Consider the following 21,864-nt stretch of genomic DNA (forward strand, 5'->3'; position numbering starts at 1 on the left):
GTCAGTGGTGCGGGCTGGCGGTCGGCGGGTGGTCGTCGCCGGGCTTGCTCGGCGGGGCGGTCGGCCGCGCCGACGCCCCGCCGGTCGGGTGGGCGTCCGGGGTCGGCCGGGTGCTCGGGGCGTTGCCCTTGCCGTTGCGCCGGGTGGCGAGCAGGTCGTCGCAGTACGCCGCCACCCGTCCCCGGTCCCCGGCCGCGTCGGTCAGCGCGGCGAACGCCGGTTTCGCCAGCACCTCGCCCGGGTTGTCCCCGGCCGAGTAGGCACGGCAGAGGCCCACCACGTGCCGCGAGGGATTGCCCCGGGACGCCGTCGACGCCTCATCCCGGTCCCGGTCGGCCAGCGGTCCGGTGGCCTGCGCGGCGGGCCGCTCGGCGGGCCTGTCCAGCGGGTTGGGCAGGGCACCGTTCGCGGCGGCGAGCGCCACCCCGCCGGTGGCGGCCACCGCGAGCGCCGCGACGCCGGCCTTCAGGGTGAACAGTTTCGCGACAGCGGTGTGCGGCATCGGGCGTCTCCGTGGGGTGTCGGCCGGGGACGCGCCGGGGGTGGGGCGACGTCCTGCCGGCGGGGCGGCCGGGGGCGGAGACGGCGCACGTGCCGGTCAGGAGCCGCGAGAGCCGCGCCAGCTCCTGACGGGAGAGGGCCCACCGACCCCGAGGTGACCCTCGGTGACGTCGCGGTCCCGCCTCGTACCGGATCCTTGCGTCCATCTCGTGGCCCTCAGCGCCGACACCGGAGCGGATGTCACACCGGACACGCTCCGCGAACCAGCCGGTACGCGCCGCACCCATGGTGCGGGCGCCGCCCAGCCGTCGAGCGGCCACGGTGGCGCTGCCCGACGACGAACCGAACGCGGCGGCGGCCGGCGTGCGGCGTTAATAAGGGGCCCCTGCTCTACCGTAGGCGTTAAAAAGGGGCCCTTCCTTACCGCTGGGCGTCGCGCATCCACAGCGGCAGCGCGCGGGTGTCGTCCTGGCCGTGGCCGTCGGCGTGGGCGGCCTCCCCGACCGCGCGGGCGGCGTCCACCAACGGCAGTCGCGGCTCGGCGGCCAGGCACAACCGCAGGTCCTTGGTGAGCATGTCCACGGTGAAGTTCGCGGTCTCCGGCGGGCCGGCCGCCAGGATCTGGCGTACGCCGGGGAAGGCCGCGCCGAGCGGGCCGGCGGCGATCAGCTCGTCCACCACGTCACCGGGCAGTTCCAGGGTGGCCGCCAGCCGCAGCGCGTCACCGATGCCGGCCAGCGCCAGCCCGAGGGTGAGGTTGCGGACGAGTTTCGCGGCACTGCCCGCACCGGTCGGCCCGACGTGCCGTACCTGCTTCGGGTCGCCCCAGAGTTCCAGCAGCGGCCGGGCCGCCGCCACGTCGTCGTCGGCGCCGCCGGCCAGCACCCCGAGGGTGCCCTCGGTGGCCGGACCGACCGAGCCGTAGACCGGCGCGTCGACGTACCGGAGGTGCTGCCCGCGCAGCCGCTCGGCCATCCGCCGGGACGCGTCCGGTCCGATCGTGCTGCCGTCCACCACCAGGGTGCCCGGCGCCGCTCCCGAGGCCACCCCGTCCGGGCCGAACAGCACCCGCTCGACGGCGTCCGGGGCGGCGAGCATCAGCACCACCACGTCCCGGTCGGCGGCGGCCTCGGCCGGGGTGCCGGCGACCGACGCGCCGGCCGCGGCGAGCGGCTCGGCCTTGCCGGGGCTGCGGTTCCAGACGGTCAGATCGTGTCCGGCGGTCAGCACGTGCCGGGCCATCGGCGTGCCCATCCGCCCCAGGCCGAGGAAGGCGACCCGCAGTCGCCGGTGGTCGTCGCTCATACCCGCAGTCAACCGCATCAGCGCGCGCCCCGCTGGGCGCTTGCCGTCGCGGTACGTCCACCGCTACCGCCGCTCCGGCAGCCGGACCGCCGCAGGTGTTAACAGGGGGCCCCGCCTCTACCGGAGGCGTTAACAAGGGGCCCTTCCTTACGTGCGACGGTGTGCGCACCCTGGGTGACTGGGTCCGTTGTGTCGTGTTATTCTCCGATGTCGATCTGCACCGCGCGGACCCGGGACGGGTCGTTGCCGGAAGGACCGCCTCACCCGATGTCGGCCGTTGCCGTTCCGACCACGCCGCCGGCCGGGCACGACCGGCCGGCCGGTTCCGCGTTCGGGCTGGTCTTCACCACGTTGCCCGCGCTGCTCCGGCTGACCTGCGGCCTGGTCGGGGCGGTGGTGGCCCTCGCGGTGCGCACCCCGCCGGTCCGGGTGTCGCTGCTGCTGCCCGCGGTGGTTCTGCTGACCGCCTGGTCGGTGCTCTACGCCGTCCGCGCGGTGCGGCACGGCATCGGTCCGGCCCTGGTCGCCGGGGACGTGGCGCTCAGCACCGCCGCCTGCCTGCTGATCCCGTGGCTGGTCGCGCCGGAGGTGCTGCCCGGTGAGGGCAGCTGGGTCGCGGTGCTGGCCAGCGCCACGGTGATCAACACGCAGGCCACCGCGCCCGCGCGCTGGTCGGTGCCGGCCGGCGTGCTGGTCACCGCCGCCTACACCGCCGGGGCGTACGCCGCCGGGAACCCGGCCGAGGGGCGAGCGCACGCCGTCACCCTGCTCGCCCAGACCGCGTGCACGGCGATGATGACCGGGGTGATGCGCCGCCGGATCGGCCGCGCCGACCGGGCGTTCGCCGACTACCAGCGGGTGTCCCGGGAGGCGCTGGTGGCCCGGACGGCGCGGGAGGCCGAGCGCCGGCACAACCGGGACCTGCACGACACGGTGCTCGCCACGCTCACCATGGTGGGGCTCGGCGCGGTCCCCCCGGGGTCGGCGACGCTGCGCGCCCGGTGCGCCACCGACCTGCGTACCCTGGCCGCGCTGGCCGAGGCCCGGTCCGCCCCCGGTGACGCGCCGGTCCGGGTGGACGACCGGCTCCGCGCCGTGCTGGCCGGCCATCCAGAGCTGGCGGTCCACGCCGACCTGGCGCCGGGCGCGGTCCCCGGCCCGGTCGCGGAGGCGCTGGCGGCGGGCGTGGCGGCGGCACTGTCCAACGTGGCCCGGCACGCGCCCGGCGCGTCGGTGACCCTCCGGCTGGCGCCGGCCGGCGGCGGCGTCGTGGTCGAGCTGGCCGACGACGGTCCGGGCTTCGACCCGTCCGCCGTCCCGGCCCACCGGTACGGCCTGCGCGAGTCGGTACGGGGCCGGATGGCCACGATCGGCGGTCGGGCCACCATCGGGTCGGCGCCCGGGGCGGGCACCCGGATCCGGTTGGAGTGGCCCGATGTCCACTGAACTCGGCACCGCCCCCGTTCCCGCCGAGCCGCCCGCACGGCGCGCCCCCGCCGGGCCGACCCGACCCGGGCAGGCCGGCCCGGCGGCGTACCCCCGACTTCCCACATCCGAGCCGGCCGGCACCGACGAGCTGGCGGCGTACCCCCGGTTTGCCGATCCGGAGCCGGCCGGGGTCGGCGACCCGGCGGCCGTGGCCCGCGCCTCGGACCGGGGCGCCCGGGTCGCCGCGGTCGCCATCGCGCTGGCCTGGCACCTGGCCGTCGGCCTGCCGGGGGTGCTCACCGCCTGGTCGGCCCTGCCGGCGGCGCCGCTGGTCGGCGGCGCCTGGCTGCTCGTCGCGGTGACTGGGGGGCTGGCCGGGTACCGACTGTTGCGCGGCACCCCACTGCCGGCGACGCCGCTGGCCGGGTTGCTGCTCGCGGTCGACGCGGCGGTCTTCGTCGCGGTCGGCGACCGGCACCTGTTCACCGCCGCGAACTGGGTGTGGAGCGGGCTGGCCTGGTTCCTGCTGCTGACCGTCTGGGGACGGCCGGCCACCCGGCTACTCGTCCTGCTCGCCGCGCACTCGGGGATAGCCCTGGCCACGCTGGCCGGCCGCGGCGTCACCGAGCCCGCCGACCTGGCCCGCTTCGCGATGTACGTCTACGGCACCTCCTCCCTGCCGGTGGCCGTCTTCGTGGGCAGCGCCGCGATCGCCTGGCTGGCCCGGGACCGGGCCCGTACCGCCGCCGCGGTCGGTGCCGTGGCCGCCGAACGGGCCGCGGCGGAACGCGCCCAGCAGGCGCGGCAGGCCCGGCTGGCGCTGGTCGACGCCGCCGCGGGCACGGTGCTCGGCGACCTCGCCGCCGGCCGTGCCGACCCTGGCGATCCGGAGGTGCAGCGGCGGTGCGCGCTGGCCGCCGCCCGGCTGCGCCGGCTGATCGCCGAGTCGGACGACGTGCCCGACCCGCTGCTGCACGAGCTGCGCGCCGCCGCCGACCTGGCCGAGCGGGCCGGGGTGGCCATCGACCTGGTGAGCGTGGGGGTGCCGCCACCCCTGCCGGTACGGCTGCGCCGGCGGCTCGCCGAGCCCCTCGCGGCGGAGCTGGCCGGGGCGCGCGACTGGGCCCGGCTGACCGTGGTCGCCGGGCCGGACGAGGTGACCGTCGGCGTGGTCACCCCCGACCGGGGCGGGCCGGCGGGGACGGGGCCGCCGGTCGGGACCGACGACGACGGGGTGGAGCACGCGCACGAACGGGACGGGGTGATCAGATGGACGCAGACGCGGTGGCGGAGAGCGTGACCGGCGGGCCGCCGGTCGGTGTGTCGATCGTGGACGATCACCCGGTGGTGGTCGACGGCGTACGGGCCTGGCTGGCGACCGAGCCACGGCTGCGCGTACTGGCCACCGGGGACGACCCGGACGAGGTGCTGCGCGCCGCCCCGGAGGTCGACGTGGTCCTGCTCGACCTGCGGCTGCACGGGCGGATGGTGCTCGACAAGCTGGCCGAGCTGTGCGCCGCCGGGCGTCGGGTGGTGGTCTACTCGGAGCACACCGACCCGGCGACGATGCTCGCCGCCCTGGACGCCGGCGCGGTGGCGTTCCTGGCCAAGCACGAGGGCCGCGAGCACTGCGTGGCCACGGTGCTCGCCGCGGCCAGCGACCGCCCGTACGTGCCGCCGGCGCTGGCCGGGGCGATGGTCGGCGATCCACGGCCGGACCGGCCGGCGCTGTCCGACAAGGAACGTGAGGCGCTGCTGCTGTGGTTCCAGTCGATGTCGAAGGCGTCGGTGGCCCGCCGGATGCGGATCAGCGAACACACCGTGAAGCAGTACGTCGACCGGGCCCGCATCAAATACACCCGGGCGGGCAGACCTGCCAAGACGAAGGCCGCCCTGCTGGCCCGGGCGATCGAGGACGGCCTGGTCCGTCCGGAGGACATCGGTATCTACCGGTCACACGCCGCCGCCGACCGGCCGACCCCCTAACGGCGGTCATGACACCCGGTATCCGCCTCGGTCACACTCACCACGCAGGCCATTCGTTCCGGGAGGTCGTGAGGATGCACGAGGACTCGTCGCCCTTCTTCATCGGACCGCACCGCTTCGACGCGCTCGGGAACGACCACGCGCCGCTGCTCGACCGCCGGTACGCGTTGGTGCCCGAGACCGGTGAACAGGTGCTCGGCCAGTACCGGTTACCGGTCGCCGGCTACCTGATCGGCCCGACCGAGACCGCCCGGCAGTGGGCGCTGCCCCACCCCGCCACGATCACCGTCACCGACCGCCGGATGGCGTACGTCTGCGCCGGTGCCGAGCTGGGCCTGGTCGGCGGGGGCGACCGCCCGTCCGGCCCCCGGCACCGCCGGCTGAGCCGGCTGTCCCGCCTGGTCAGTGGCGAGATCCGCTGGCAGTGGCCGTCCCGGTTGGAGCTGCTGCTCACGGGCGCGGAGAGCACCGATCCGGTGGGGGACAACGACGCCGAACTGCTGGTGGTCTGCGACGCGCTGCGCACCATCCGCCAGCCGGCCCTCGCCGTCTGCGGGCCGGCCGAGCCGGTCGCCGAGCTGGGCCGGCAGGTACGCCGGGCGGTCGCCGGCTACCGCCTGGCGCACCCGGAGCTGGTGGACCTCTCCCCGCCGGAGCGGGACGCCCTGTCGACGCGGGTCACCGCCGCGCCCTGCGCCCGGCGGGTCACCCTGCCGGGCTCGCTGCCGGTCGAGTTCCTGTCCCGGGACGACTACTACCGGCCGCTGGCCGAGCCGGATCCGGTCTGGCCGCTGCGGGCGCCGACCGGTCCCGGCCCCCGGGAGCACCCCGGCTCCGCCTGCTGACCCGCAGGGGCCATTGGCGGGGCGGGCGGAAGCGGTTCAGGCGGCCGGGGCGGGGCGGGCGCGGGCGCGCAGCCGGCGCAGCATCCGGGCGTCGGTGAAGCCCACCGTCCGGGCGGCCGCCTCCACGGTCGCCCCGTGCCCGATCAGGTGCTCGGCCCGTTCCACCCGCAGCAGTTGCTGGTAGCCGAGCGGGGTCAGCCCGGTGGCCTGGCGGAACAGCCGGGTCAGGGTCCGCTCGGCGACGCCGCAGGCGGCGGCCAGGTCGGCCAGCGGCAGCGGCTCGGCGTAACGCGCGTCGATCAGGTCCTGGGCCCGGTGCACCGCGTCGGACAGGTGCGACCGGTGCCGGAGCATCGCGCTGGCCTGCCGCTCGTCGCCGTTGCGCCGGGCGTACACGATCAGCGAGCGGGCGATCCGGGCGGCCACCGCCGGGCCGTGCCGGGTGGCCACCAGGTGCAGCGCCACGTCGATCCCGCTGGCGATGCCGGCGGAGGTGACCACCCGGTCGTCCACCACGTAGAGCACGTCGCGCACCACCCGGGCCGCGCGGAACCGCCGCGCGAGGTCGTCCTGCACCTCGTGGTGGGTGGTGCAGCGCCGGCCGTCGAGCAGGCCGGCCCGGCCGAGCGCGAGCGCACCCGCGCAGATGCTGGCGACCGTGCCGCCGGCCGCGTGGTGGTCGGCCAGCCGCCGCAGGTCGGCCGGGGCGAGCGGCCCCGCCGGGCCGTGCGCCGCCGGCCGCCATCCGGGTACGACCACCAGGTCGTCGCGGCCCAGCTCGGGCCACTCGGTGCCGGCCCGCAGCGACACCCCCTGGACCGTGGGCACCTCGGCGGCCTCGGCGACGTAGTGCAGTCGGTAGTCGTACCCGAAATCCACGGCGGTGGAGAAGACCTGGGCCGGCCCGGCCAGGTCCAGCAGGTGCAGCTGCGGAACCAGCAGGAAGACGACCCGGGCCATCTCGGTCAGACCCCGGCCGGGACGGCGTCGGCCGGTAGTTGGCCCACGACCTCGGCGACGGTACGGATGGTGGCGAACCGCCCGGCCAGCGCGTACTCGGTCCGGGTGACGATCTCGGCGGTGGACAGGGTGCGCGGGTCGGCGAGGATCTCCGCCACGGTGGCGTCCGCCGGCAGGTCGCGGTGCGGGGTCGGGAAGGTGACCGTCGCGTCGGTCACGAACGTCATCTCGTAACCGAGGTCGTGGCCGAGCCGGGCGGTGGTCTCCACGCACTGCTCGGTGCGGATGCCGCAGACGGCCAGCTCGCGCACCCCGGCCAGGGTGAGCAGTTGCTGGAGGTTGGTGGTGGTGAAGGCGTTGTGCGCGGTCTTCACCAGGGTCGCCTCGCCCGGCGCCGGCGCGAGGCCGTCGATCAGCCGGACGTGACCGCTGGCCGGGTCGAACACGCCGCCGGTGCCGGGCTCGGCGTGCAGCACCCAGACCACCAGGTCACCGCGGCGGCGGGCGGCGTCGACCAGCCGGTTCACCTGGTCGACGATGTCGGGCTGCGAGGCGTACGCCCAGATCGGGCGCTGCCGGAAGGACTCCTGGACGTCGATGACGACGAGTGCGGCTCTGCTCATGGACTCGATCCTGGCCGGCGGACGGTCCGGCCGGCAGGCACCATCCTGCCCGGCTGCGGAACGATCCGGCCACCCGGCTGTCGCCGGCTCGCGTCCGGTTCGGCGACCGCCCCGGTCAGGAGGTTGGCGCCCCGGTCAGGAGGTGGTGGTGCGGCGACCGCCCCGGTCCAGCTCGGCGGCCTCCGCCGGGGTCGGCGCGCTCCCGCCCAGGTGCGCCGGCAGCCACCAGGTGTCCTCCGGGCCGGCGGGCCGGTCCGGGTACTCCCGCTGCGCCCGGTCGACAAGCGCCTCCAGGCGGGTCCGCAGCTCGGCGGTCAGGGCGTTGGCGTCCGGGTGGGCGGCCGGGTCCATCGGCTCGCCGATGATGATGGTGATCGGGGTGTGCCGGCGGGTCAGATCCTTCGGCCGGCCCTTGGTCCAGAGCCGCTGGGTGCCCCAGAGCGCCACCGGCAGCAGCGGCACACCGGCCTCCTGGGCCATCCGGGCGGCCCCGTTCTTGAGCTGCTTGACGGTGAACGACCGGCTGATCGTGGCCTCGGGGAAGACGCCGACCACCTCGCCCCGGCGCAGGGCGCTCACCGCGGCGGCGTACGAGCCGGCGCCGGCGGCGCGGTTCACCGGGATGTGCTTCATGCCCCGCATCAGCGGACCGGAGACCTTGTGCCGGAAGACGGACTCCTTCGCCATGAAGCGGACCAGCCGGCGGGACTCCTGCGCGCCGAAGCCGCTGAAGATGAAGTCGAGATAGCTGACGTGGTTGCTGGCCAGCACGGCGCCGCCGGTGCGGGGCACGTGGTGGCTGCCCTCCACCGTCAGGCGCAGGTCGAGGACCCGGAACATCGTCTTGGCGGCGGCGATGACGGGCGGATAAACGAGTTCCGGCATCCGCCAACTTTACCCCGCGTAGGTTACGCCACCGTAGGGGCAAGGAGGGTGCCCCTGTTGACGCATTCGGTAGCGGAAGGGCCCCTTGTTAACGCCTGCGGCCGTCAGCGCGGCGCTCTGCCTGGGGCAGAGCGGACTGGCGACGGGCCGGCCGGGCGGGGAGCATCGGCGGATGACCGACCGCGCGACGTTGCTCTGGATCCACGGCGGCGAATGGCGGGCCCGCGACCACGAGGACGGCGCGGCACTCGCCCCGCTGGGCCTGCGGCTGGTCGCGGCCCGCTACCGCTTCGTCGACGAGGCGCGCTGGCCGGCCCAGCTCGACGACGTACGCGCTGCGGCGCGGTCCGCGCGGCGGGCCGGCGGCGGGCTGCCGCTGCTGGTCGGCGGCGACTCGGCGGGCGCGACGCTCGCCCTGCACCTGGCGCTGCGCGGCGTCGACCGCCCGGGCGACGTGACCGCCGGGCTGGCGTACTGGGGGGCGGTGGATCCGTTGGCCGACGACTGGCGGCGGCTACGCGCCGACGACGACCCGTGGGCCGGCCTGCTCGGTCACCCGCCGGCCCCGGGCGACCCGGCCACCGTCGACTCCACCGTCACCACCCACCTGGGCGGCGGCACGCCGCTGCTGCTGGTGCACGGCCGCGACGACCGCTCGGTGCCGGCGAGCCAGACGCTGGCGCTCACCGAGGCGCTGCTCGCCGCCGGCCACCCCGTACACACCTGGATCACCCACGGTGGGCACGCGCCGGAGCTGAGCCGCCCGGATCTGCTGGCGGTCACCGCCGCCTTCCTCGACACCGTCCTGCCGCCCGGCTGACCGCGTCCGGCGAACCGGGCGTCCGCGCGCCCGGCGGCGGTTACCGTCAGCCCATGCCCGATCTCGCCGCCGTCGTCATCCTCTGCCGCGACCCGTACCTGATCGCGCCGTTCTGGAGCACGGTGACCGGGCTGCCGGTGGTCGAGCAGGACGCGGCCCGGCTCGCCGACCGGTCGCTCGGGCCGGCCGAGTCGGTGCTGCTGCGTGACCCGCACGGGCACCGGCCCGACATCTGGATCAGCCGGGCCGACGACCTGCCGGCACCCGGCCGGATGCACCTGGACCTGGTGGGCGACGCCGAGGAGCGGGCGGCCGTGCTGGAGGCGGGCGCGACCGTGGTCCGCGAGCTGCCCGACTGGACCGTGCTGGCCGACCCGGAGGGCAACCAGTTCTGCCTGCACCCCCGGCACGGGTGAAAGGAGGGGCCCCTTATTAACAGACGTCTGTTAATAAGGGGCCCCTCCTTTCACCTCAGCCGGCGAGGTTGTGCAGGTCCAGGCGGCCGCGGGCGAAGGCGTCCACCCGGCCCCAGCGGCCCGGGATGTCCAGCACCTCGATGCGGCCCATGCCCACCGGCAGCCGCGGGTCCACCGCGAGGTGCCCCTCGTGCGGCTCCAGGCCGAGCATGGTCCGGATCAGCAGCAGCGGCGTGCCGGTGGACCAGGCCTGCGGGGTGCAAGCCGTCGGATACTCCACCGGGAACTTCGTCAGCTCCCGCTGGTAGCCGCCGAACGCCTCCGGCAGCCGCCCGTCGAAGTACGTCGCCGCGTCCAGGATGCCGTTGGCGATGGTCGCGGCCTCCTCGGCGAAGCCGTAACGGCGCAGCCCCCAGGCGATGAAGGAGTTGTCGAACGGCCAGATCGTGCCGTTGTGGTAGCCGATCGGGTTGTACCGCACCTCCCCCTCGGCGAGGGTACGCACGCCCCAGCCGGAGAAGAGCCGCGGCCCGACCAGGTGCTGCGCCACCTGTTCGGCGCGCGCCTGGTCGACGATGCCGCTCCACAGCAGGTGCCCGATGTTCGAGCTGAGCGTGTCCACCTGGCGGCCCTTCGGGTCCAGGGCCAGGGCGTAGTAGCCGCCGTCGGCGACCCACCAGTCCCGGTTGAACCGCTCCTTCAGCTCGGCCGCCTCCCGCTCCAGCTGGTCGGCGTACGCCGGGTCGTCCCAGAACTCGCGGGCCATCCGGGCGGCCCGCACCTTCGCGTCGTACGCGTACCCCTGCACCTCGCAGGTGGCCCGGGGGAACGGCGGCAGCGTGCCGTCCCGGTACGAGATGGAGTCCCACGAGTCCTTCCAGCACTGGTTCTCCAGGCCGGTGTCGGTGTTGCGCCGCTCGTACCAGATGTAGCCGTTGCCGACCAGGTCCGCGTACTCGTCGATCCACTTCAGCGCGGCCCGGCACTCCCGCTCCAGCTCCTTGACCAGCGCGACGTCGCCGCTCCACCGCTCGTACTCGTCGAGCAGGACCACGAACAGCGGGGTGGCGTCCACCGAGCCGTAGTACGGCGAGTGCGGCTGCTCCTCGAAGGACGACGTCTCGCCGTAGCGCATCTCGTGCAGGATCCGGCCGGGGTCCTCGTCCCGGAAGTCGTCGAACCGGGTGCCCTGCAGCGCCCCCAGGATCCGCAGCGTCGTCTTGGACAACTCCGGCGCGAACGGGAGCACCTGGAGACAGGTGAGGATGCTGTCCCGGCCGAACATGGTCATGAACCAGGGCAGGCCCGCCGCGGGCAGGGTCTGGCCGCCGAGCGACAGCGGCGAGAAGCGCAACGCGGCCAGGTCCACCAGGCTGCGCTGGTAGGTCGCGGCGACCCGGCCGTGTTCGCTGTTCACCTTCGGCGCCCGGGCGATCCACTCCTCCAGGTCCTGCTGGAGCGCGAGCCGTTCGGTGCCGTGTGCGCGCAGCCCCATCCGCAGGTCCCGGCCGCCCGGCCCGATCGCGAAGGTCTGCACGTCGATGATGCTCTGCCACTGCTCGTTGGGCTCCAGGTGGATGGTGTACGCGAAACCACCGTGGTCGTACCGGGCCGGCTCGGACGAGGAGATCACCGTCTCCCGCCGGAAGTTGCCCCGCCGGTAGCCCAGCCGCAGCCGGTCGGCCTCCGGTTCGGTGTAGATTTCGCCCTTCTTGTTCAGGATCTCGTCCTTGACCTGGAACAGGTCGGCGAAGTCGGAGGCGGCCTCCATCCGGATCTCCAGGTCGACCGCCTTCTCGTCGTGGTTGAGGATGGTCAGCGTCTCCCGGAAGCTGCCGCCCACCGCCCGCTCCCGGATCACCGACAGCTTCGCGTCGACGTAGTGCGTGGCCATGCCGGGCACCAGGAAGAAGCGCGCCTCGTAGTACTGGAGGTCGTCGTAGGACAGGGAGTTGAGCCGCTCGCCGTTGATGGTCAGCACCCAACGGGACAGGAACCGGGTGTCGATGGAGAACAGCCCGGTCGGCTCGCTCGGCGTCGCCTCGATGTCCCCGGTGTCCTCGGAGACCACGAAGGTGTTGCCGTCCAGGATCCGGATCGTGTTGGTGTCCCCCATCAGCGCATCTCCCTCGCGAACACACGGCGCGGACCCCGGGAGTCCGCCGGACCCGGAAAGACCCGCTCGAACTGGAGCAGGAGCCGCAGGTCCCCGACGACTGTCACGTCTCCCCGCAGCAGGGCCGCGATCGCGTTGTCGCCGCCCGAGACCAGGGCGTCGAAGAGCCGCGGGTCGGCGCCCACCACCGTGTCGGCCTCCCGGTCCTCCTGGGCGATCTGGAGGTTGCCCCGGTCGATCTGCAGCAGCCAGTGCGTCGTCTGCGCCCCCTGGTGCAGGTCGAAGCGCAGGGTTCCGGAGGTCTTCGCCAGCAGGGGCTCGTACCCCCGCCGGTCCAGGTCCTCGAAGAACCTGGTGGTCGCGTCCAGCATCGGGTCCGCTCCTCCCGCCCGTTCCGGCTCGGTCCCGGGTCGGGTCCCCGTCGAGTACGGCGTCAACCTCGCCCGGTTCGGGTGAGGCGCCGCGACCGGCGCGGGCGGCGGGCAGGCGAGGACGCCGGCCCCCGGTGGGAGCCGGCGTCGTCCGCGGCGGACGTCAGTTGTTGGGTTCGTCGGCGCTGATGTCCGCGAGCACCGACTGGGGCTCCCGCTCGACGGCCAGGTCCCCCATCGACACCAGGCCGATCAGGCGGCCGTCGTCGATCACCGGCAACCGGCGTACGGCGTAGGTGCGCATCAGGTCCGCGGCGGCCACCGCGTCGTCGTACTGGCTCACCGTGACCACGTCCTTGCTGGTGATCTGGTTGAGCCGGGTGGTGGCCGGGTCGAAGCCCTCCGCGACGCCGCGCACCGTGATGTCCCGGTCCGTCACGATCCCCACCACGTTGTCGCCGTCGGTCACCACGACGTCCCCGATGGCGCTGTCGCGCATCTCCTGGGCCGCCGCGGTCAGCGTGTCGTTGCCGTCCATCGTCACCAACCGGGTCGTCATGAACTCTCCGACCGTTGTCATGGTGCTCCCCTCTCGGTGTCGGCACCGCCCGTCTACCCGCCGGCCGGGAGGGGGTAACCCGGGGTCACCGGCGGGCGCGGAACCGCCGCCGCAGGTCGTAGACGCCGTTGCTGGACAGGCCGTAGAAGATCGGCAGCAACAGCAGCACCACCAGCGCCACCGGCACGCTGACCAGCCAACCCACCAGACCCGCGATGGCGTACGCGACCACGCCGAGCACGGCCCGCAGCCGCTCCACGGCGAAGAACCCGGCCGGCACGCCCGGTTGCAGCAACTCGCGGTGCCGGCTCAGGTAGTGGTACAGCCACAGCCAGGCGACGGAGAGGACGATGCCGACCAGCCCGTAGAGCGCCACGGCCACGGCCTCGTCGGCCCGGTCGCCGTGCTCGACGGAGGCGGAGACCACGGCCGTGACGAACGGCAGCAGGGCCACGCTGAACAGCACTCCGAGGTTCGCCCAGTGGAAGCCGCGGTCCGTGCAGCGGACCCGGTGGAAGGTGCCCTTGTGGTTCAACCAGTTCACCGCGACGTACAGGTACGACGTGACGTACGCCAGGTAGACCGGCCACTGGGCGAGCAGGGCATGCAGCATCCCGCCCTTCGGCACCTCGGGGATGCGCAGGTCCAGCACCAGCAGCGTGATGATGATCGCGAACACCGCGTCGCTGAAGCCGATCGCCCGGCCGGTGTCCGACCGCAGGCCGGACAGTTCGTCGTCCGCGCCCCGTGGCGCGTACCGGTCGGCGTCCATCGGCTCCCCCGTTCCCGCCGCCGGAGGGTGCGCTCGCCCCGACGCGGCCCGGGGTATACCCGCCGGACGCCAGGGCATCCCGCCGGTCGGCGGCGGCATAGGGTGGCCCGGTGACCGCCGACGAGGACGTGCTGCGCCGGCTGGTCGGCGGCAGTCCGTGGCTGACCCGGGCGCTGGCCGTGGTCCGGGCCGCCGGCCTCCCGGACGCCTGGGTCGGCGCGGGCGCCGTGCGTGACCTGGTCTGGGGCGAACGGTACGGTCCCGGGTTCGACCCCCACGCGATCCGCGACGTGGACGTCGTCTTCTTCGACCCCGACGAGCTGAGCCGGGCCAACGACGAGCGGGCCACCGCCGTCCTGCGGGCGGCCTGGCCCGAACCGCCCTGGGAGGCGAAGAACCAGGCCGCCGTGCACACCTGGTACGCGACGAAGTTCGGCGGCGAGCCGATCGCGCCGTACCGGAGCGTGGCCGAGGCGGTGGCCACCTGGCCGGAGTACGCGACCGCCGTCGCCGTACGCCTCGACGCCCACGACCGGATCGAGGTGTGCGCCCCGCACGGCCTGGCCGACCTGCTCGGCGGGGTGTGGCGGCGCAATCCGACCCGGGTGTCGCTGGCGGTGTCCCGGCGGCGGCTGGCCCGGCACCGCCCCGCCGAACGTTGGCCCGGCGTGCGGGTGGTCGACCCCGGCTGACCGTCGGTCAACCGCGCGGTGGCATTCCATAGACCCGCTCGACGTGCAGGCGCAGCACCAGCCGCCGCTCGGCCACCATGGCCGCCCGGAAGTCGTCCCAGTCGGGGTGTTCGCCCTGCACCGACCGGTAGAGCTCGACAAGTTCCGTTACCGTCGGGTCGTCGGCCCGCTCGGCCACCGGGGTCAGCTCGGCCCGCGCCTCCGCCACCGCGTACGCCCAGCCGTCGTCGCTGCTGACGTGGAAGCTGGCCCGGGGATCCCGGCGCAGGTTGGCGGTCTTGGCCCGCCCGTCGGTGACCGAGACCCGGATCACGCCCCCCGCACGGTCGAACGAATAGACGACGTTGGACAGCTGGGGTCGCCCGTCCCGTTTGACGGTGGCCAGCACGCCGAGCCACCTCCCGGCAATCAGGTCGGTCAGGGCCTGCTGGGTCTGCTCGTCCGCCATGGCGTCCTCCGCTGTCGACCGGGTCGGGCTCTCATTCCATCGGATCCCCACCGCCGGGGCACGCCGACCGGCAGGCATCCGCGTGTCGGCGAGCATCCGCGCGTCGGCGGGCATCCGCGCGTCGACGGGCATCCGCGCGTCGACGGGCATCCGCGCGTCGACGGGCATCCGCGCGTCGACGGGCATCCGCGCGTCGACGGGCATCCGCGCGTCGACGGGCATCCGCGCGTCGACGGGCATCCGCGCGTCGGCGGGCGTCCGCGCGTCGGCGGGGCGGGCCGGAGAGCCGAACGAGCGTGATACCTCAGAGTCATCAAAATGACTCTGAGGTATCACGCTCATTCACACACGGCGACCTACGGCCCGCGACACCCCGCGGCTACCCCCGGCCCGCGGCCAAGACCCGCGAACCGGCGCGTCGCCCGCGACCCACGAACGACCCGCGACCCACGAACGACCCGCGACCCACGAACGACCCGCGACCCACGATCGGCGCGTGGCCGGTGACGCACGACCGGTGGGACGCCCGCCGGGGCGCACCCGGCCGCGCCGGCTCAGCGCCGCTCAGCCGCCACCAGCTCGGCGAGCTGGACGGCGTTCAGCGCCGCGCCCTTGCGCAGGTTGTCGTTCGAGCAGAACAGCGCCAGGCCGTGCTCGACGGTCTCGTCGGCGCGGATCCGGCCTACGTACGTCGGGTCCTGGCCGGCCGCCTCCAGCGGGGTGGGCACGTCGCTCAGGGCCACCCCGGGCGCGCCGTCGAGCAGCTCGCGGGCCCGCTGCGGGGTGATCGGCCGGGCGAACCGGGCGTTGATCTGCAACGAGTGGCCGGTGAAGACGGGCACCCGTACGCAGGTGCCGGAGACCTTCAGCTCGGGCAGCTCCAGGATCTTGCGGCTCTCGTTGCGGAGCTTCTGCTCCTCGTCGGTCTCGAACGAGCCGTCGTCGACGATCGAACCGGCCAGCGGCAGCACGTTGAAGGCGATCGGCCGGGCGAACGAGCGCGGCGCGGGGAACGGCACGGCCGACCCGTCGTGGGTGAGCGCGGCGGCGTCCTCGGCGACCTTGCGGACCTGCTCGTCCAGCTCGGCGACGCCGGCCAGGCCGGCGCCGGAGACCGCCTGGTAGGTCGCGACCACCAGGCTGACCAGGCCGGCCTCGGCGTGCAGCGGGCGCAGCACCGGCATCGCCGCCATGGTGGTGCAGTTCGGGTTGGCGATGATGCCCTTCGGCCGGTCGGCCGCGGCGTGCGGGTTGACCTCGGCGACCACCAGCGGGACCTGCGGGTCCATCCGGTAGGCGGAGGAGTTGTCGATCACGACCGCGCCGGTCGCGGCGACCCGGGGGGCCAGCTCCTTCGACGTGCCCTTGCCGGCCGAGAAGAGCACGATGTCCAGCCCGGTGTAGTCGGCGGTGGCCGCGTCCTCGACGGTCACCTCGCCGTCCCGCCAGGGCAGCGTCCGCCCCGCCGACCGCGCCGAGGCGAACAACCGCACCTGCTCCGCCGGGAAGTCCCGCTCCGCCAACACCTGCCGCATGACGCCACCGACCTGGCCGGTAGCCCCCACAATGCCAATCCTCATGCCCGCGAGGCTACCCAGCCCGCCGGGTCGGCCGGGAACGCTTTCCCACCGCGCGGGCACCACCCGGCGGTTGATCAGCCCGGATGGTCCACCAGCTCGCCCAGCCCGGCGGCCACCAGTTCGTCCCGGATGACCGCCGCGTCGCCCTCGACGACCAGGGTCAGCGCGTCCGGGCGCAGGTGCGTCGCGGCGGCCGTGGAGACCAGTTCGGCGTCCGCGCCGAGCAGCGACTCACGCAGCCGGGCGTGGTAGTCGTCCGGCAGGTCGTGCACGACCAGCGTGGTCAGCGCCGCCGCGATCGCCCGCGGGCTCTGCAGCTCCACCGAGAGCTGGCCGGCCCGCCAGGCGCGGGCCACCGCCACCTCGTCCTCGGTCACCCCACCCGCCTGGGTACGGGTGATCTCGCCGACCGCCTCGACCAGCGCGGGTGCGGTCACCGCGGTCTGCACCCCGGAGGCGACCGCGAACCGGCCGAACCGGCGGGCGGCGCCGAAGTCGGCGTGCACGCCGTACGTGTAGCCGCGCACCTCCCGCAGCAGGTGGTTGAGGCGGGAGGTGAACGCGCCGCCGAGCACCGTCGCGGTGAGCATCATCGGCATGTGGTCCGGGTGGGCCCGGTGCGGGGACGGGTGGCCCAGCCGCAGCGTCGACTGCACCGAGCCGGGCCGGTCCACCAGGATGACCCGCCGGCCGGTGCGGGTCGGCACCTCGATCGGGCCGCCCCGCTCGACCGGGCCGCCACCGGCGCCGGCGAACGCCGCCGCCCCCAGCGCGTCCAGGTCGACCCGGTCCAGGTCGCCCACCACGATCAGGGTGCCCGGCCGGATGAACCACTCGGAGTGGAAGACCGTGACGTCCTCCACGTCCAGGCCAGCCACCGAGTCCGGGTCGCCGTACATCGGGCGGCCCCAGCGGTTCTGGGCGCCGTACAGCTCCGCGCGCAGCGCCGCGTCCGCCCGGGGGCCCGGGTTCGCCCAGTCCATCCGCAGCGCGGTCGCCTCGTCGTCGCGGACCCGCCGGACGTCGTCGGGGTCGAGCCGGGGCGTCCGGACCGCCTCGGCGAGCAGCTCGACGGCGGCGGTGAGCCGGTCCACCGGCACCTGGACGCTGACCTGGAAGCTGTCCCAGTCCAGCGCCGTCACCAGCTCGGTGCCGAGTCCCTCCACGGCCAGCGCGTACGCGGTGGCGTCCCGCTGGGCGGTGCCCTCCTCCAACGCCTTGGCGAGCACCCCGCCGAGGCCCTCCTTGCCGACCGGTTCCCGGCCCGCCCCGGCGTCGAGCAGCAGCAGCGCGACGGCGAGGTTCTGCCCGGGCAGGTGGGCGGCGACGACCTGCCCGCCGGCCACCTGCCGGCGGACCACCGCCGGGAACCGGTACGGGCGGGCGGCGCCCGGGCCGGGACGGGTGGCGATCAGCGTCATGAGGTCTCCTCCGGCAGGTAGGTCAGGGTGGCCCGGTCGTCGGCGCGCAGCACCTCGGCCGCCGCCTCGGCGACCTGCTCGGCGGTCACCGCGAGCCAGGCCGGCAGCCGCTCGCCCACCTTGGCCGGGTCGCCGAACTGGGTGGCGTACCGGCCGAGGGCGTCGGCGCGACCCTCCACGGTGGCCAGCTGCCGCCACCACTGGGTGCTCAGCATGGCCTTGGCCCGGTCCAGCTCGGCGGCGGTGACCGGCACGGTGGCCAGCTCGTCGACCACCTCGGCCAGCCCGGCGGCGAGCCGTTGCCCGGTCACCCCGGGCCGGGCGGTGGCGGTGGCGATCAGCGGCGCCGGCGCGTGCGCCAGGTCCACCCCGTACGCCCCGACGCTGTCCGGCTGGGCGATCCGCTCGCCGTCGGCGAGCCGCTGGTAGAGCCGGCTGCCCCGGCCGTTGCCGAGGATGGTGGCCAGCACGGTGACCACGTCGTAGCCGGGGCTGCCGTACGGGTGGGTGCGGTGGGCCACGTACACCCGGGGGGCGGGCACGTCGGCGGTGACCTGCTCGACGGCGGGCCGGCCGGTGGCCGGGACGGTCCGGCCGTCCGGGGCGGCGGGGATGTCGGCGCGCCCCGGGATGGCCCCGAAGTAGCGCTCGGCCAGTTTGAACACCTCGGCCGCGTCGGCGTCCCCGGTGACCGTCAGCACCGCGTTGTTCGGCGCGTAGTAGGTCGCGTGGAACGCCTGGAAGGTGGCCAGGTCGGCGGCGTTCAGGTCGGCCATCGAGCCGATGGTCGCGTGGTGGTAGGGGTGCCCCGGCGGGTAGAGCAGCGGCAGCAGGCGCAGCCAGGCGTCGCCGTACGGGACGTTCTCGTAGCGCTGCCGCCGCTCGTTCTTGACCACGTCCCGCTGGTTGTCCAGCGTCTCCTGGGTCAGCGCGGGGACCAGGCCGCCCATCCGGTCCGCCTCCAGCCAGAGCGCCAGTTCCAGGTGCTCGGCCGGGACCGTCTCGAAGTAGTTGGTGCGGTCCGGGTTGGTGGTGGCGTTGAGCGTGCCGCCGTTGCCCTGGACCAGCTTCATGTGTTCGGTCTTCGCCACGTTGACCGACCCCTCGAACATCAGGTGCTCGAAGAGGTGGGCGAAGCCGGTCTGCCCGTGCGGTTCGTGCCGGGAGCCCACGTCGTACCAGAGGTTGACCGCGACCGCCGGGGCGGCGCGGTCCTCGCTCACCACCACGCGCAGGCCGTTGTCCAGTCGGGTGGTCTCGATGGGCCATGGGTAACCGCTGTCGGGCATGCCCCGACGCTATCCGATCTCCCGGTGGGAAAGGGGACGCCCCGCCCCGGGGGGGCGGGGCGTTCCGGCTCAGTCCGGCGGCTCGATCGGGGTCACCGTCTGATCCGAGGTGCGATGCTCCAGCACCGTGTCGGGGGCGGCGTGGCGGTCGGACTCCCGGATGTCCGACTCGGTGAGGATCGCGTCGGCCTGCGCCTGCGGGTCGTCGCTGCCGACGGCCGCCTCCTCGGGCAGCAGGTGCGCGCGGGACTCTACCCGGTCCTGGTCGTTCTGCTCGTCCGTCATGCCGGCCCTCATACCCCGTGCGTCCGGCCGGCACTCCGCGAGCCCGTCCGGCGGGTTTCCCAGGATCCGGTAGGCCGACGAAGACGGTGAGCGTCGGCCGGCCGGTCGGGTAGGCTGATCCGCGTGACGCGCTCGTATCGATGGTTTAGGCAGCCGGCTGCGAAGCCGGTGACCTCACCATGAGCTGACGTCACCGCGTTTCGAGCCGGCCGGGCAGGAGCTGAAGTTCCTGCCCTTCTGCGTACGAGCAGCCGGCTCGACCCGGGCACCGGCCCCGGGGCACGGTCGGCGGAAGGAAGCCCCCCGTGACGACCCCGGAGACGGACTCGGTCATCGACCAGCGGATCGACCGCGTCGTGCCGTTGACCACCCCGGCCCTGCTGCACCACGACCTGCCCCTGGAGGCCCCGCTCGCCTCGGCCGTGCTGGCCGGGCGCCGCGCGGTCGGCCGGGTGCTGGACCGCACCGACGACCGCCTGCTGGTGGTAGTCGGCCCGTGTTCGGTGCACGACCCGGCCGCCGCCCTGGAATACGCCGGCCGGCTCCGCGAGGTCGCCGACCGCCTCGCCGACGACCTGCTCGTGGTGATGCGGGTCTACTTCGAGAAGCCGCGCTCGACCGTGGGCTGGAAGGGCCTGATCAACGACCCCCGGTTGGACGGCTCGGGCGACGTCAACACCGGCCTGCGGGTGGCCCGGACGCTCCTGCTCGACGTGCTGCGGCTGGGCCTCCCGGTGGGCTGCGAGTTCCTCGACCCGATCACCCCGCAGTACATCGCCGACACGGTCGGCTGGGGCGCGATCGGCGCGCGGACGGTGGAGAGCCAGGTGCACCGTCAGCTCGCCTCCGGCCTGTCCATGCCGATCGGCATGAAGAACCGGCCGGACGGCAGCATCGCCACCGCGGTGGACGCGATCCGGGCGGCCGGCGTACCGCACGTCTTCCCCGGCATCGACGTCTCCGGCACGCCGGCGATCATGCACACCCGGGGCAACGCCGACGGTCACCTGGTGCTGCGCGGCGGCAACGACGGGCCGAACTACGACGCCGACTCGGTGGCCGGCGCGCTGGCGCTGCTGCGCGCGGCCGGCCTGCCGGAGCGGGTGGTGGTGGACGCCAGCCACGCCAACAGCGGCAAGGACCACCGCCGGCAGCCGCTGGTCGCCGCGGACGTCGCCGCCCAGCTCGCCGCCGGCCAGCGGGGCATCGTCGGGATCATGCTGGAGAGCTTCCTCCAGCCCGGCCGGCAGGATCTCGACCCCACCCGCGAGCTGGAGTACGGCCGCTCGATCACCGACGCCTGCCTCGGCTGGGACACCACCGGGCAGGTGCTGGACCACCTGGCCGAGGCGGTCCGGGCCCGCCGCGCCGCCGTCGGAGCCCCGGCCGGCGGTGGGGTGCGCCGGGAGGTTTGACCGATTCGGGCCCGGGTAGGTGGGCGGCGTGACCGACGACGCGCCCGTGACGGAGCAGCCGGACACCCGGCAGCTCGACGAACTGCTCGACGACATCTACCACGGCCAGGAGCGGATCAGCCAGGCGGACATCTACCGCCGGGCCGTCGCCGCCGAGTTGCCGGCCGACCTGCTCACCCGGATCGCCGCGCTCCCCCAGGGCGAGTACGCGGTGGACGAGGCGGCCGACCTGCTCGGCGGCACGGTGGGCTGAGCCGCCCGCCCGCGCCGACGGGCACGCACCGGGCCCCCCGGCCCGGACCACCCGGTATGACGGAGAGGACCACCGATGACCGACCGCGACGAGGGGCACGAGCGCCTGCCGGCGCTGGGCCAGCCCCCGGAGGGCACGGACACCCTGCCCGAGCCCGACTTCGCCAACGAGCACGAGGAGACCGCGGTCGCCGACGACATCATCACCGGGGAGGACCGGGAGGAGCGGGAGCCGGAGTCGCCCCGCGGCTGGGCCGGCGAGAACGGCGGCACCACCCCCACCTGACGGGGAGCGCGCGAAAAGAGGGGGCCCGGGCGGGCCCCCTCTTCGCGTCGCCGGTCACTTGTCGTCGTGGTGCCCGCCCTCGGCGGCCTGCTGGGCGACCGCGTAGCCCATCTGGAGGAAGTCCGAGGCCGCCACCGCGGTCAGCGCGGTGGCCACCAGCCGGGTCAGCCGCGGGGCGAGCACCAGCCCCCCGGTCAGCCCGGTGGCCACCCAGACCGCCAGGCAGAACGGGCAGCTCACCAGCTCACCGAGGGCGTGCCGGGTCTGGCTGCCCTCGTCCCGGACCTGCTCCATCACCTCACCGCTGCCGATCGGGTGGTCGTAGCGGGTGAACGGGGCGCGCAGCGGGCTGGTGATCGCGTCCTTGGAGATCAGCCGGCTGAGCTTGTGCGTGGCGATGGCCAGCAGCACGATGTCCTGCGTGCTGGGCCGCTCCGGCACCGGCCGGCCGGTCGCCCGGACCAGGCCGACCAGCGACGCGGTCACCGTGGCGTAGGTGCCCATCGCCTTCAGGTAGCCCTCCAGCGGCCGCTGCTCGTGCGGGGCGTACGCCTGGCGCAGCCGCGCCACCTTCTGCTTCAGACCAGTCCCGGTCAACCCGGCCTCCTC

Annotated in this window: 26 protein-coding genes; 11 read left to right on the top strand and 15 right to left on the bottom strand. The window is 74.7% G+C overall.

Features of this window, described 5'->3' with window-relative positions:
- Position 1: 1 nt before the first annotated feature.
- Positions 2–502 (bottom strand): hypothetical protein, encoded by a 501-nt coding sequence (locus tag K7640_RS15755; protein WP_222955581.1) that lies wholly within the window; start codon positions 500–502, stop codon positions 2–4.
- 419 nt (positions 503–921) lie between these two features.
- Positions 922–1,806 (bottom strand): NAD(P)-dependent oxidoreductase, encoded by an 885-nt coding sequence (locus tag K7640_RS15760; protein WP_222955582.1) that lies wholly within the window; start codon positions 1,804–1,806, stop codon positions 922–924.
- A 267-nt stretch (positions 1,807–2,073) separates the two neighbouring features.
- On the opposite strand from K7640_RS15760, the gene K7640_RS15765 reads away from it, so the two are divergent.
- The 4 genes from K7640_RS15765 to K7640_RS15780 all read left to right on the top strand — a co-directional run bounded on the left by K7640_RS15765 (position 2,074) and on the right by K7640_RS15780 (position 6,065).
- Positions 2,074–3,252: a sensor histidine kinase gene (locus tag K7640_RS15765; RefSeq protein WP_222955583.1), complete on the top strand. Its 1,179-nt coding sequence runs from the start codon at positions 2,074–2,076 to the stop codon at positions 3,250–3,252.
- Entirely contained in the window at positions 3,242–4,534 is a 1,293-nt protein-coding gene (locus K7640_RS15770; RefSeq protein WP_222955805.1) for a hypothetical protein, read from the top strand. Before K7640_RS15765 ends, K7640_RS15770 begins: the two co-directional genes overlap by 11 nt.
- Positions 4,504–5,220 carry a response regulator transcription factor gene (locus tag K7640_RS15775; protein ID WP_222955584.1) on the top strand — a complete coding sequence of 239 codons (717 nt, stop codon included), beginning with the start codon at positions 4,504–4,506 and terminating at the stop codon, positions 5,218–5,220. Before K7640_RS15770 ends, K7640_RS15775 begins: the two co-directional genes overlap by 31 nt.
- Positions 5,221–5,294: 74 nt before the next feature.
- Positions 5,295–6,065 (top strand): hypothetical protein, encoded by a 771-nt coding sequence (locus tag K7640_RS15780; RefSeq protein WP_255609209.1) that lies wholly within the window; start codon positions 5,295–5,297, stop codon positions 6,063–6,065.
- A 36-nt stretch (positions 6,066–6,101) separates the two neighbouring features.
- Here the strand turns inward: K7640_RS15780 and K7640_RS15785 are convergent, their stop codons facing one another.
- The 3 genes from K7640_RS15785 to K7640_RS15795 form a co-directional block, all read right to left on the bottom strand.
- The gene (locus K7640_RS15785; RefSeq protein WP_222955585.1) at positions 6,102–7,025 is read right to left on the bottom strand and encodes a GlxA family transcriptional regulator; all 924 of its coding nucleotides are present in this window, start codon (positions 7,023–7,025) and stop codon (positions 6,102–6,104) included.
- Positions 7,026–7,030: 5 nt separating this feature from the next.
- Complete coding sequence (locus K7640_RS15790; protein ID WP_222955586.1) at positions 7,031–7,648, bottom strand: isochorismatase family protein; 618 nt, start codon at positions 7,646–7,648, stop codon at positions 7,031–7,033.
- A gap of 135 nt (positions 7,649–7,783) precedes the next feature.
- The gene (locus tag K7640_RS15795) at positions 7,784–8,533 is read right to left on the bottom strand and encodes a 1-acyl-sn-glycerol-3-phosphate acyltransferase (protein ID WP_222955587.1); all 750 of its coding nucleotides are present in this window, start codon (positions 8,531–8,533) and stop codon (positions 7,784–7,786) included.
- Positions 8,534–8,705: 172 nt separating this feature from the next.
- Between K7640_RS15795 and K7640_RS15800 the strand changes: the two genes are divergently transcribed.
- Positions 8,706–9,353: an alpha/beta hydrolase fold domain-containing protein gene (locus tag K7640_RS15800; protein ID WP_222955588.1), complete on the top strand. Its 648-nt coding sequence runs from the start codon at positions 8,706–8,708 to the stop codon at positions 9,351–9,353.
- 53 nt (positions 9,354–9,406) lie between these two features.
- Positions 9,407–9,769 (top strand): VOC family protein, encoded by a 363-nt coding sequence (locus tag K7640_RS15805; protein ID WP_222955589.1) that lies wholly within the window; start codon positions 9,407–9,409, stop codon positions 9,767–9,769.
- 55 nt (positions 9,770–9,824) lie between these two features.
- Here K7640_RS15805 and K7640_RS15810 read toward each other — a convergent pair whose 3' ends face one another.
- The 4 genes from K7640_RS15810 to K7640_RS15825 all read right to left on the bottom strand — a co-directional run bounded on the left by K7640_RS15810 (position 9,825) and on the right by K7640_RS15825 (position 13,587).
- Positions 9,825–11,885, bottom strand: coding sequence for a glycogen debranching N-terminal domain-containing protein (locus tag K7640_RS15810; RefSeq protein WP_222955590.1), 2,061 nt, complete (start codon positions 11,883–11,885; stop codon positions 9,825–9,827).
- On the bottom strand, positions 11,885–12,256 hold the full coding sequence (locus tag K7640_RS15815; protein ID WP_222955591.1) for an SCP2 sterol-binding domain-containing protein: 372 nt from the start codon (positions 12,254–12,256) through the stop codon (positions 11,885–11,887). Before K7640_RS15815 ends, K7640_RS15810 begins: the two co-directional genes overlap by 1 nt.
- 163 nt (positions 12,257–12,419) lie before the next feature.
- The gene (locus K7640_RS15820; RefSeq protein ID WP_222955592.1) at positions 12,420–12,836 is read right to left on the bottom strand and encodes a CBS domain-containing protein; all 417 of its coding nucleotides are present in this window, start codon (positions 12,834–12,836) and stop codon (positions 12,420–12,422) included.
- 64 nt (positions 12,837–12,900) lie between these two features.
- Complete coding sequence (locus tag K7640_RS15825) at positions 12,901–13,587, bottom strand: TMEM175 family protein (RefSeq protein ID WP_222955593.1); 687 nt, start codon at positions 13,585–13,587, stop codon at positions 12,901–12,903.
- 110 nt (positions 13,588–13,697) lie between these two features.
- On the opposite strand from K7640_RS15825, the gene K7640_RS15830 reads away from it, so the two are divergent.
- On the top strand, positions 13,698–14,279 hold the full coding sequence (locus K7640_RS15830) for a nucleotidyltransferase family protein (RefSeq protein ID WP_222955594.1): 582 nt from the start codon (positions 13,698–13,700) through the stop codon (positions 14,277–14,279).
- Between the two features lie 7 nt (positions 14,280–14,286).
- Here K7640_RS15830 and K7640_RS15835 read toward each other — a convergent pair whose 3' ends face one another.
- Entirely contained in the window at positions 14,287–14,727 is a 441-nt protein-coding gene (locus tag K7640_RS15835) for a PPOX class F420-dependent oxidoreductase (RefSeq protein WP_222955595.1), read from the bottom strand.
- A gap of 82 nt (positions 14,728–14,809) precedes the next feature.
- On the opposite strand from K7640_RS15835, the gene K7640_RS15840 reads away from it, so the two are divergent.
- Positions 14,810–15,049, top strand: coding sequence for a hypothetical protein (locus tag K7640_RS15840; RefSeq protein ID WP_222955596.1), 240 nt, complete (start codon positions 14,810–14,812; stop codon positions 15,047–15,049).
- A gap of 232 nt (positions 15,050–15,281) precedes the next feature.
- On the opposite strand, the gene K7640_RS15845 is transcribed toward K7640_RS15840, so the two are convergent.
- The 4 genes from K7640_RS15845 to K7640_RS15860 all read right to left on the bottom strand — a co-directional run bounded on the left by K7640_RS15845 (position 15,282) and on the right by K7640_RS15860 (position 19,302).
- The gene (locus K7640_RS15845; protein WP_222955597.1) at positions 15,282–16,307 is read right to left on the bottom strand and encodes an aspartate-semialdehyde dehydrogenase; all 1,026 of its coding nucleotides are present in this window, start codon (positions 16,305–16,307) and stop codon (positions 15,282–15,284) included.
- A 74-nt stretch (positions 16,308–16,381) separates the two neighbouring features.
- A complete protein-coding gene (locus K7640_RS15850; protein WP_222955598.1) occupies positions 16,382–17,728 on the bottom strand; it encodes a pitrilysin family protein in 1,347 nt (448 codons plus the stop codon).
- The gene (locus K7640_RS15855) at positions 17,725–19,017 is read right to left on the bottom strand and encodes a pitrilysin family protein (protein ID WP_222955599.1); all 1,293 of its coding nucleotides are present in this window, start codon (positions 19,015–19,017) and stop codon (positions 17,725–17,727) included. The genes K7640_RS15850 and K7640_RS15855 overlap by 4 nt, the downstream gene beginning before the upstream one ends.
- A 69-nt stretch (positions 19,018–19,086) precedes the next feature.
- On the bottom strand, positions 19,087–19,302 hold the full coding sequence (locus K7640_RS15860; RefSeq protein ID WP_222955600.1) for a hypothetical protein: 216 nt from the start codon (positions 19,300–19,302) through the stop codon (positions 19,087–19,089).
- A gap of 305 nt (positions 19,303–19,607) precedes the next feature.
- Between K7640_RS15860 and K7640_RS15865 the strand changes: the two genes are divergently transcribed.
- From K7640_RS15865 to K7640_RS15875, 3 genes are all read left to right on the top strand, one after another.
- Positions 19,608–20,717, top strand: a complete 1,110-nt coding sequence (locus K7640_RS15865) for a 3-deoxy-7-phosphoheptulonate synthase (RefSeq protein WP_222955601.1) — start codon at positions 19,608–19,610, stop codon at positions 20,715–20,717.
- A gap of 19 nt (positions 20,718–20,736) precedes the next feature.
- A complete protein-coding gene (locus K7640_RS15870; RefSeq protein ID WP_374198091.1) occupies positions 20,737–20,970 on the top strand; it encodes a hypothetical protein in 234 nt (77 codons plus the stop codon).
- 75 nt (positions 20,971–21,045) lie between these two features.
- Positions 21,046–21,255, top strand: coding sequence for a hypothetical protein (locus K7640_RS15875; protein ID WP_222955603.1), 210 nt, complete (start codon positions 21,046–21,048; stop codon positions 21,253–21,255).
- Between the two features lie 54 nt (positions 21,256–21,309).
- Here the strand turns inward: K7640_RS15875 and K7640_RS15880 are convergent, their stop codons facing one another.
- Positions 21,310–21,852 (bottom strand): DUF1360 domain-containing protein, encoded by a 543-nt coding sequence (locus tag K7640_RS15880; protein WP_222955604.1) that lies wholly within the window; start codon positions 21,850–21,852, stop codon positions 21,310–21,312.
- Positions 21,853–21,864 lie beyond the last annotated feature (12 nt).

It is taken from the genome of Micromonospora sp. PLK6-60 (assembly GCF_019890675.1).
Taxonomy (GTDB): domain Bacteria; phylum Actinomycetota; class Actinomycetes; order Mycobacteriales; family Micromonosporaceae; genus Micromonospora.